The sequence below is a fragment of the Paenibacillus sp. J5C2022 genome, from assembly GCF_025567625.1.
GTDB lineage: Bacteria > Bacillota > Bacilli > Paenibacillales > Paenibacillaceae > Pristimantibacillus.
In genome coordinates this window covers 73,612-83,724 of the sequence record NZ_JAOQJC010000035.1, presented here as the reverse complement: position 1 = coordinate 83,724, position 10,113 = coordinate 73,612, and the positions used below count along the sequence as shown (strand labels likewise).

Genomic DNA, 10,113 nt, shown 5'->3' with positions numbered 1-10,113 from the left:
GTATTGCTTTTCCATTAATCCGTTAGGATCAACGGGGCAGTTTCGCTCGTTGTTCAGTTTTCAAGGAACAATCTCTCCTCTTGTGTGCCGCCCATGTCTCAGCGGCGACTTTTATAATATATCACAGGGGTCCATAGTATTGCAACCCCCTTTTTAATTTTTTTCACTTATACATTCTTGCGTTAAGCGCATAGCGCGATAGCTCTTTCGGAGATGCAATACGGGCATACATACGAAAGATAATCTTATACCTTCTCGCGATCGCACCTTTAATATCTCCGTCCAGCCGGGAGTCATTGAGATCAAGCAGCATTTCATCCAGTTCCTTGCGAAGAACATAGTCAAGTTCCTTGCATTCCTTGTTATTGAACAGCATTCCCAGCATCACAGTATGCGGCCCCCTTCTTGGTATCACACATTAGACCGTCAATCGACGTTACAAAAAAGGCAATGTCGCATATGTTCACGACACCGCCTTACTGTTATGCTCAATTATTGGAAAAAATATTACGTCCCCGCAATTATTGATTTAGTAACCATACGGTAAAGGTGCTCTCGATTACGGATGCCAATAACAACGCCAGTACAAGAAGCAGCGATATAGGAACGGAGCGTACCAGAAATGTCTTATATGCATCTCCAACTTCGCTTAGCTTGTTCCTTGAGAATAGCAAGTGGCCTGCGGCTTTCCATGTCAGCACTCCAAAGCGCAAGCTGTATGCGCACGCAATAATGATTGCGGGGATTTCAATGATGCCATGTGGCAGCAGTCCTTTGAAGATGACTTCCATTACGCTCATGCCTGTCGGGTTATCTGCTATCATTTGCAGCAAATAACCAATGACCATCCCGTTGATCACCAGAAACAAGACAGGCAAAATGCCGAATAATACGCCAAAGTAGAGCACATAGATCGACTTGATCGCATTATTGAGAAAGATAAAAACGATGGCGGATAATGTCGGATTACTGGTGGAATCGATCGTTTCAGCCATTTGTCCAAGTGCTTGTATCTGACTTTCCAGAATGGACTTGAATCCAGGATTCGTTCCCCCTATAACCATACCCGCAAAGAACAATACAAACGATATGCCGATAAATCGGTTCATGCCTTTAAAGTCACGGATGATCTCATTTAATCGAAACACAGATTACCTCCTCGCCTTTGTTGAAATAGATGAATATATCAGCTGTACGAGCATAGATTGTACTAATAAAGGTTGTTCATCACGTCCGCAGAATGATTCTTGCCACGAAGACAATAGCGGCTGCCTCATAATAGGCATGCCAAGAGAGGAGAGCTTAAGCCCCATGAATATGTTTTATGTGTTGAACGGTAAGAAGCTGAAAAAGTATTTCTTTATTGCGATTGCGTTAGTGTTCTCTATCGGCATCATCTATGCCGAGCGGGATAACATTACCGTGTTCGCGCCACAACAGCCTGCAGCCATCTACAGCATTCCGACGGACCAGAAGGTTTTGGCGCTTACCTTCGATATTAGCTGGGGAGACAAGCGTCTGGAGCCCATACTGGAAGTACTGAAAGAGAAGGAAGTGAAGTCCGCGACCTTCTTCGTCTCCTCCGTATGGAGCCAATCCCATCCAGAACTTGTGAAGAAAATTCAGGAAGCCGGCTATGAGATTGGCAGCCATGGTCACAAGCACGATTATTACAGCAAGATGAGCGATGAGGAAATACGCAAGCAAATACGCACCGCCCATACGATTATTTCCGATATTACAGGCGAACAGCCTAGTTTGATCAGAATGCCCAATGGCGACTTCGACAAGCGTGTGCTGCGGATTGCCGATGAGCTGCAGTATAAAGTCATCCAATGGGACACCGATTCACTGGATTGGATGAAGATAGGCACAGACAAAATTGTCAATCGCGTCATCACAAGATCGCATCCAGGGGACATTGTACTCCTGCACGCAAGCGATTCCGCGCAGCAGACGCACTTGGCGTTGCCTGCCATTATCGATCAGCTTCGCGAGAGGGGCTTCGACTTCGTCACCGTCTCCCAGCTCATCTCCGGTACGGATAGCGAAGGCAATGCTGTCGAAGACAGAAAGACGTCATCCATTCCCGGCAATGCTTAATGATACCCGGTTAGGAATTAGCCGATTTCACTGCCTTCGGGGCAGCGGAGTCGGCTTCATTCTTTTTCAGCAAGCGATGCATCATCATATTCTGGTATGCATTGCATGCGAATAACGGGATCATCATAAAGACGATCGCCGCAATGTTCGTCTCCCCTTGCAACGCTGGCCATGATTCAATGAACGTCACGACGAACAACAGGAACATAGTCGGTACGAAAGCGTTGGCATTGGTCTGCTTCACTTTCACCCAAGAGAAGATGAGCGATGCTACAAGCAGCAGAAGCGGCAGCAGCCAGAAAAACCAATTGTTCGTCCGTTCCTCATACAGTACATAACCCATGCCGAATATGGCGAATAAAGTGGTGTACCCCTGCAAAGTTGTCCACAAGTACTTTTTGCGAAATACGCTAAGCGCTATATAGTTGAGCGTCAAGTAAGCGAAGAAGCCCATTTGGCTGAAGGCTCCTATCATTAGTCCCGAAATGGCCATCATATAGACATTAAAGCCCGTGGCTTTAAAACCAAGGAACCCGAATTCCTGATCCGTAAGCAGCATTGTCGAGCCGACAATGGCACATACGAGTGCGCCAAGCGCCATACAGCTCCAAAATAAGAAAAACCATTTGCGTAACGTCACGTTCCATCCTCCCGAAGGGTTTTCCCTTTATTTTACCACGATCACAGCAAAAAGCTAATGAAGTCAATGATAAAACCGTGAACGATGCGCATAATAAGCCATACGAGGGAGCATTCTGACGAGATCTTAACGAAAGGAGCAGACAGGACATGATGAGGCGATTGGCATTATGCATCATTTTAGCCTTTACCGTGCTATTGAGCAGCTGTGGAATGGAATCCTCTGGCGGTAGCGGTCAGCAGGTTACTTATAAGGATATGAAGTCGATGGTGATCGATATTCTAAAGACGGAGGATGCGCAGAAGGCGCTGCAGGAATCGGCAGAAAGTCTGTCGGGCTACAACGCCCAATCCACTTCAATGCTGTCCGTACAGGATCAGGAGCACGTGCGGCTGGCCGTCAAGGAAGTCATCAGCTCGCCCGATTACGATAAGGTCATTATGAAGCTGATGACGGATACCCGCTTCGCAGGGGAATTCGCCAAGTCCGTAAATAAGCAAAACAAGCAGATTCATAAAGAGCTGCTGAAGGACCCTCAATATCAAGCCGAATTAGTAAAGACGATGAAAACGCCGGAGATGGACCGTATGATACTGGACGTGCTGAAAAGCGCACAGTACCGGAAAGAAGTGATGTCCATTATGCAGGAAGCGATGCAAAACCCTCTATTCCGGCTGGAAGTGCTGGATCTGATGAAAGTGGCTGTCAAGGAAGAACTCCAACCGAAACCGGATGAGAAAGTGAAGAAGCAAAAGGAAGGGCAAGGCTCGGAAGAAGAACAAAGCGGCGGAGACGAGGGGCAAGGCGAGTAGACCATCACGGCCGTTCCGCAACGCATGAAAGAAAGCTCGATTCCGCCTCGTCTTGAGAGGAATCGAGCTTTGTTCATTATTCGCACCGCTTCAACACGCTATCCGCCAACTCCAGGTACAATTGTCCCGTCTCTGTATCCGTCTTGTAGATGGACGGTGAGAAATCGGGCTCGGACGGATGGTTGTCCGGTGCTCCCAGCGGTATCTGCGCCAGCAGGTCGCAATGCAGCGTCTCCGCCAGTCGGCCGCCGCCGCCGCGGCCGAAGACGTATTCCTTCTCTCCTGTCGCAGTCGACTGGAAGTAAGACATGTTCTCCACCACTCCGATGATTTCATGCTTGGTGGTAATCGCCATAGCGCCTGCACGAGCCGCGACGAAGGCAGCCGTCGCATGCGGCGTCGTTACGATGATCTCCTTGCTGTGCGGGATGATCTGATGCACATCCAGCGCTACATCTCCGGTACCCGGCGGCAGGTCAAGCAGCATGTAATCCAGCTCTCCCCACTCGATCTCCTGGAAGAAGTTGCGCAGCATCTTGCCCAGCATCGGTCCACGCCAGACAATCGGGCTGTTGTCTTCCACGAAGAAGCCCATCGACATGACCTTCACGCCGAATCGCTCGATCGGGATGACGCGTTCGTTCACGACTTCGGGGCGCTCTTCGATGCCCATCATGTCAGGCACGCTGAAGCCGTAGATGTCGGCGTCGATAATGCCGACCCGCTTGCCCTTGCGGGCCAAGGCGACCGCCAGATTGACGGTCACCGTAGACTTGCCGACGCCGCCCTTGCCGCTGGCGACGGCGATGAACTGCACCCCGCTGCCGGGCTCCAGCAGCGGGGAGATCAGGCCGGCCCCGTGCCCTTGTACGGGGCCGCCGTTCCCTGCGGCGCCGGCTGTGCCGGGCGCCGCCTTGTCGGCGGGCGCAGCTTCGCCGCCCGCCGCAGGCGCGCCCTCATCCCGATACCGGCAATGCACGGTATCGGCGCCGAGGCGCGCCAGGGCCTCGCGCAGCGAGGCCTCGAGCGCGGGCTGTGCCGCCGCGCTCGCTCCCAGGACCGTGAGCGATACGCCACGGTCCCGCACCATCACGTCGCGGAAGGAGATGCCTTCCGTGCCATATCCTTCAGCCATCACGGATTCGATGGCTTCAATCGCTTGCTCGCGTGTCAACGTCATTACTAGTCCCACCTTTATGTAGATAGCTCCCTACTCGCTCCCATTATAACATAGCGGCGAAGCGAAGCCAGTCTCTTGCTCTCAGCCTCTTGCCCAGCAATACCGTCGCCTCTCTCCTCATCGCCACGCATCATTTCTTCTTGTTATTCTGAAGCTCCACTTCCTCCTGCTCCTGACCGCTCAGCTTCTCGCCGGAGCTGAAGCGAAGAATGCCTTGATAGATCGCGGCCGCCACCTGACGCTGATATTCCGCATCCACCAGCCGCTTCGCCTCCCCGGGATTGGAGAGGAAGCCCACCTCCACCAGCGCGGTCGGCACATCGGGAATCGCCTTCATCAGGTAGACGTCCTTCTTGACGGAAGCGATACGCGACGTATTGCCCAGATTGTGCCGGATTTCATTCTGAATGAATGCGGCGAGCAGCTTATTGTCAGGATGCGTCTCCGGATGATAGAACGTCTGGGCACCGGACCACTTCTCCGACGGGATGCTGTTCATATGAATGCTGATTACCGCTGCGGCATTCTGCTCCTTAATTAGTGAGACGCGCCTCTTCAGATCTTCCGTCTTGCGCTTGCTGTAAGCATGAGCATCGCCCGTCGCCAGATCGTTGTCGCCTTCGCGCGTCATGAATACGACGGCACCCGCCTGCTGCAGGTAATCCCGCAAGTAGAGCGCAATCGCCAGATTCAAGTCCTTCTCCACCGCCCCTTGCTTGCTCACCGCTCCTCCGTCCACTCCTCCATGACCTGCGTCAATGGCGATCGTCTTGCCCGACAGAGGAAGCGTCCAATACGACCATGTACTGGTGGCAGGAATGCTGCGGGCGAGCAGCAAGGCGGTCAACCCGACGACAACTCCAGCTATAGCTAAGCGCAATACGCCCTTATAGGTCATCCATACGACTACGCGGCCACCCATCCCCCGCAAAAAAACCACCCCGTCCCCATGAATTCACTGAGCAGAGCCTCCAAAAGGATAAGCCCTACGCTCAGTTTCATGTATATGGGACGAGGTGGCTAATTATGTGTCTTTCATGTCGCGACCGGTTGCTCCTGTTCCGTCATGCCGGCAATCAGAATGGAAGCGACCTCCGGCCGGGAGAACTCCGGCGGCGGGCATATGCCGTTGCGCAGCATTTCCCTTACCTTCGTACCGGATAGCGCCACATGCTTCGACTTGTCATGCGGACATGTCTTCGACGTAGCCATATTGCCGCAAGCCGAGCAGAAGAAGCTGTGCTCGAAGTAAAGCGGAGTAATGCCAAGGTCCTCCGCCGGAATCGACTTCAACAGCTCTTGCGCCTCGTACGTGCCGTAATAATCGCCGACACCGGCATGATCGCGTCCGACAATGAAATGCGTGCAGCCATAATTTTTCCTTACAATGGCATGGAAGATTGCTTCACGCGGACCGGCGTAACGCATAGCGGCCGGAAATACGCCCAGGAAGGTACGATCCTCCGGATAATAATGCTCCAACAGCGCAAGATAACTCTTCATCCGCACATCCGCTGGCACATCGTCGGACTTCGTCTCCCCTACGAGGGGATTGAGGAATAGTGCGTCTACAATCTCCATGGCCGTTTTCTGTATATATTCATGGGCGCGATGGACCGGATTGCGTGTCTGGAAGCCGACGACCGTCTTCCATCCCTTCTCTGCGAATTGCTTCCGCGTCTCCGCAGGATCGAAGTAGAACTCCGTGAACCGGGAAGGACGCGGACGATTAAGCACGGTAATGGCTCCGCCTACATAAGTGGACGGTTGCCCGAACAATTTCTTCACACCGGGATGGGCAATGTCGTCCGTCTTGAATACGCGAACAGCCTCTTCCTTCTGATCCGCTACATATATGCTATCAATCGCAATAATGCCGTAAGTAATGCCGTCTTCCCCGATCAGCGCAGCCTGCTCGCCCGTCTTCAGCCACGCCAGCTCTTCTTCTTGTACAGCCAATGTGATGGGAATACTCCACAACGTACCGTCGGCAAGCTTCATATTGTGAACAACAGAGCGGTAATCCATTTCATTCATAAATCCGGTCAACGGTGAAAAAGCGCCTACTCCGATCAAATCCAGATCCGATATGGTCCATGCGTTAATCGTGATCGCAGGCAGAGATGTCGCTTTATTCAACGCCGCCTCGCGCTCTTCCCCTTGTGCAATCCGATTAATCAGCTTGCCGCCATGAGGCAATATTTGCGTCATTGGTCATTCAACCTCCTCTTTCCTTGTAGACTGCTTACTTGTGCAGACCGCATTCCGTCTTCTCATTGCCCGACCAGCGTCCCGCCCGCGGATCTTCTCCCGGCATGACCTGCCGCGTGCAATACTCGCAGCCTATGCTTGGATAATTGCGGTCATGCAGTGGATTGTAGATGACATTATTGTCTCGAATATACGTCCACACATCTTCGTTGCTCCAGCTTGCAATCGGATTGAACTTCACTAATCCGAATTTCTCGTCGTACTCAATCTTCTTGGCATTGGCGCGCGTCGGCGCCTGATCGCGGCGAATACCGGTAATCCAGGCTTCATACTTGGATAGGATGGACGTCAACGGTGCAACCTTCCGAATGTTGCAGCACTGATTGGCATCGCTCTTCCATAACTCTTCGCCGAATTGTGCAGCCTGCTCCTCCGGCGTAAGCTCCGGCTTCACTTCCACGAATGGAATGCCGGGATATCTTTCCTTAAGCCGATCTCTGGTCTCATACGTCTCCTTGAAGTGGAAGTCCGTGTCCAGATAGAATATATCCGTCTTCGGACTTACCTTCTGCAGCATATCGACCAATACGACATCCTCTGCTCCAAAGCTGCAAGCGAACGTGATGTTCGGGAACGTATCCGTGGCAAATCGCAAGATCTCCTCGGGCGACGCCGTTTCCAACTCGACCGCTTTCTCTTTAATAAGCGCTTCCTTCTCAAACAAGTTCATTATACGACCTCACTTTCTAATTCCAAGTAATTTCATCTGTATTATCAATTATAAATCCTCCTTATATGAAATTCAATGGCTAATTGACATTCATCTCCATCGAACATTTCCTCTCTTGCCTGCCTGCTGTGTTTTAGCCTATGCTTTGCCCTTCGGAGCGGTCACCGTAATGTTCCCGCGCAACGCACAAAAAAGCCTCCAGCCATAAGGCCGGAGGCTCTTTCCAAGCAAATATTAACGTTTCGAGAACTGTGGAGCGCGACGAGCCGCTTTAAGACCGTATTTCTTACGTTCTTTCATACGCGGATCGCGAGTCAGGAAGCCTGCGCGCTTAAGCGATGGACGGAATTCAGGGTCTGCTTTCAGCAGAGCACGGGAAATCCCGTGGCGAATTGCGCCCGCTTGACCGGACATGCCGCCGCCGTTAGCGATGACAAGCACATCGTATTTGTTCAATGTGTCAGTCAAGTTCAAAGGTTGTTTTACGATCAGCTTCAAAGTTTCCAAGCCGAAATATTCGTTAATGTCACGTTTATTAATGACGATTCGTCCTTCACCCGGCACAAGACGTACGCGTGCAACTGAGTGTTTACGACGACCGGTTCCATAGTATTGCACTTGAGCCATGAAACGTGTCCTCCTCTTTATTACCCGCGAAGCTCGTAGACTTCAGGGTTTTGTGCTTGGTGTGGATGTTCTGCACCTGCGTATACTTTCAATTTCAACTTCATCTTGTTACCCAGACGATTCTTCGGCAGCATGCCGTGTACAGCCAGCTCGATCATACGCTCCGGCTTGTTCTGAATCATCTTCCAAGCTGGAGTAACTTTCAATCCGCCCGGATGCATGGAGTGACGATAGTAGTTCTTGTCAGCCATCTTGTTGCCTGTCAATACGATCTTCTCGGCGTTGATAACGATCACGAAGTCGCCAGTATCAACATGAGGCGTGAATTGAGGCTTGTGTTTGCCGCGAATCAGGCTTGCAGCTTCGCTAGCCAGACGTCCGAGCGTTTTGCCGGCGGCATCGATAACGAACCATTTACGCTCAACTTCATTCGGCTTAGCCATATAGGTGGTACGCATGGATGATCCTCCTTAATTCTCTTACCATATTCAAGTTTTAGCAGCGCTATAGCGCTGATTTATTAATCAATGTTGTCTATATCAAGCGCGTTTCCTAGTCGGGGCTGTGGGATAGCCACTAAGAAAGCACAAGCTATATTCTACTATAAAATGCATCGATACGCAAGCCATTTATCACTTTTTCTTACGCCATGCCTCTATTCGCCACATTCGCTGGTCTCCGTCTCGAGACCGATGTCATGCTCCTGCATGAGCATGTTTTTATTTGCCATCGACCCTGCTACAATTAAGGAAAATACTTCGCTATTGGAGTGGAAATTGTGAAACGATCATTAGGCATTATTCTTGTCATTATCGGAATCATCGGACTCACTTATGTGATTGGCACGGGCGGCAAATCCCCAGTCGAAGGATTGGTCTCATTCATGACGGACGAGGTCAATCAGGAATACGCATTCGATATGAATCAGATAGAGAATCTGAACATCGAGAGCAGAAGCATCAACGTCAAAATTGAAAAAGGCAGCGGCACTTCTCAAGCGATCGTCAAGCTGGAAGGAGTCGCCACGCCATCCATTGCGAAAAGCTTGAAGCTGGATTCCAAACAATCCGGCAACATGCTGCAGTTGGAAGCAAGCCTCGAAGATGGATGGAAAATTATTCAGATTGTCAACGTCTCAATGACGATTGAGCTGCCTGAAAAGCAGTGGAATGCGCTTGATGTCAAAGTAGGCAGCAGCAATATTAATGTGAACGACGTAGCAACTGGACGAATACAGACCTATGCCGGTTCGGGCAATGTCTCTATTATCGGTGCTACTGCAGACAATCTGGATGCGAAGACCGGCAGCGGCAATATTAAAGCGGAGAGTGTCACAGGCTCCCACATGACATTGAAAGCTGGCAGCGGCAACATTAAGCTGAACCGTGCTGAAGGCAAGCATATCGAAGCGATAACGAGCAGCGGCAACATCTCCATTGAAGAATACCTGGCCGATACGATGAACATTCGTGCAATAAGCGGCGGCATCGATCTATCGGACGGGTTCGCCGAATTGACGGCCAAGGCCACCTCCGGCAACATAAAGCTGGATGCCGAGCAGTTGCGTTACGACACGAAACTGGAAGCCTCCAGCGGCAATATTACGGTCGAGCTGGAACAGGATCCGGAGTCCTTGAGCGTCGATTACATGGGCGGCTCAGGGGTAGGGAAAGTCAAGAAGAACGGATTCACCGTTAGCGAGATGACAACGGATAAGGATGCTATAAAAGGAATGTTCGGCGACGGCAAGGTGCTCTTATATGCCCGCACCAGCTCCGGCAATTTCACCCTGAAATAATCCATCATTATT

General features: G+C 51.1%; 12 protein-coding genes. 3 read left to right on the top strand and 9 right to left on the bottom strand.

Going from position 1 to position 10,113, the window contains the following annotated elements; translation table 11 throughout:
* Positions 1–163 precede the first annotated feature (163 nt).
* Together M6D81_RS23560 and M6D81_RS23555 are read right to left on the bottom strand one after the other, a co-directional pair.
* Positions 164–385 carry a hypothetical protein gene (locus M6D81_RS23560; RefSeq protein ID WP_262679604.1) on the bottom strand — a complete coding sequence of 74 codons (222 nt, stop codon included), beginning with the start codon at positions 383–385 and terminating at the stop codon, positions 164–166.
* Positions 386–521: 136 nt separating this feature from the next.
* Positions 522–1,148 carry a stage II sporulation protein M gene (locus M6D81_RS23555; protein ID WP_262679600.1) on the bottom strand — a complete coding sequence of 209 codons (627 nt, stop codon included), beginning with the start codon at positions 1,146–1,148 and terminating at the stop codon, positions 522–524.
* Between the two features lie 163 nt (positions 1,149–1,311).
* Here M6D81_RS23555 and pdaB point away from each other — a divergent pair, with 163 nt between their 5' ends.
* Complete coding sequence (pdaB, locus tag M6D81_RS23550; RefSeq protein ID WP_262679599.1) at positions 1,312–2,103, top strand: polysaccharide deacetylase family sporulation protein PdaB; 792 nt, start codon at positions 1,312–1,314, stop codon at positions 2,101–2,103.
* Positions 2,104–2,113: 10 nt separating this feature from the next.
* Here pdaB and M6D81_RS23545 read toward each other — a convergent pair whose 3' ends face one another.
* The gene (locus M6D81_RS23545) at positions 2,114–2,743 is read right to left on the bottom strand and encodes a KinB-signaling pathway activation protein (protein WP_262679598.1); all 630 of its coding nucleotides are present in this window, start codon (positions 2,741–2,743) and stop codon (positions 2,114–2,116) included.
* Between the two features lie 149 nt (positions 2,744–2,892).
* Here M6D81_RS23545 and gerD point away from each other — a divergent pair, with 149 nt between their 5' ends.
* Positions 2,893–3,555, top strand: coding sequence for a spore germination lipoprotein GerD (gene gerD, locus M6D81_RS23540; RefSeq protein WP_262679597.1), 663 nt, complete (start codon positions 2,893–2,895; stop codon positions 3,553–3,555).
* Between the two features lie 76 nt (positions 3,556–3,631).
* Here the strand turns inward: gerD and M6D81_RS23535 are convergent, their stop codons facing one another.
* The 6 genes from M6D81_RS23535 to rplM form a co-directional block, all read right to left on the bottom strand.
* Positions 3,632–4,735 (bottom strand): Mrp/NBP35 family ATP-binding protein, encoded by a 1,104-nt coding sequence (locus tag M6D81_RS23535; RefSeq protein WP_410795783.1) that lies wholly within the window; start codon positions 4,733–4,735, stop codon positions 3,632–3,634.
* A 130-nt stretch (positions 4,736–4,865) separates the two neighbouring features.
* Entirely contained in the window at positions 4,866–5,657 is a 792-nt protein-coding gene (gene cwlD, locus M6D81_RS23530; protein ID WP_262679596.1) for an N-acetylmuramoyl-L-alanine amidase CwlD, read from the bottom strand.
* Positions 5,658–5,770: 113 nt separating this feature from the next.
* Positions 5,771–6,946: a sulfate adenylyltransferase gene (gene sat, locus M6D81_RS23525; protein ID WP_262679595.1), complete on the bottom strand. Its 1,176-nt coding sequence runs from the start codon at positions 6,944–6,946 to the stop codon at positions 5,771–5,773.
* 34 nt (positions 6,947–6,980) lie between these two features.
* The gene (locus M6D81_RS23520; RefSeq protein WP_262679594.1) at positions 6,981–7,676 is read right to left on the bottom strand and encodes a phosphoadenylyl-sulfate reductase; all 696 of its coding nucleotides are present in this window, start codon (positions 7,674–7,676) and stop codon (positions 6,981–6,983) included.
* A gap of 234 nt (positions 7,677–7,910) precedes the next feature.
* Positions 7,911–8,303: a 30S ribosomal protein S9 gene (rpsI, locus tag M6D81_RS23515; RefSeq protein ID WP_262679593.1), complete on the bottom strand. Its 393-nt coding sequence runs from the start codon at positions 8,301–8,303 to the stop codon at positions 7,911–7,913.
* Between the two features lie 20 nt (positions 8,304–8,323).
* Positions 8,324–8,761 (bottom strand): 50S ribosomal protein L13, encoded by a 438-nt coding sequence (gene rplM, locus M6D81_RS23510; protein ID WP_262679592.1) that lies wholly within the window; start codon positions 8,759–8,761, stop codon positions 8,324–8,326.
* A 320-nt stretch (positions 8,762–9,081) separates the two neighbouring features.
* Here rplM and M6D81_RS23505 point away from each other — a divergent pair, with 320 nt between their 5' ends.
* Positions 9,082–10,101: a DUF4097 family beta strand repeat-containing protein gene (locus M6D81_RS23505; protein ID WP_262679591.1), complete on the top strand. Its 1,020-nt coding sequence runs from the start codon at positions 9,082–9,084 to the stop codon at positions 10,099–10,101.
* The last annotated feature ends 12 nt before the right edge of the window (positions 10,102–10,113 follow it).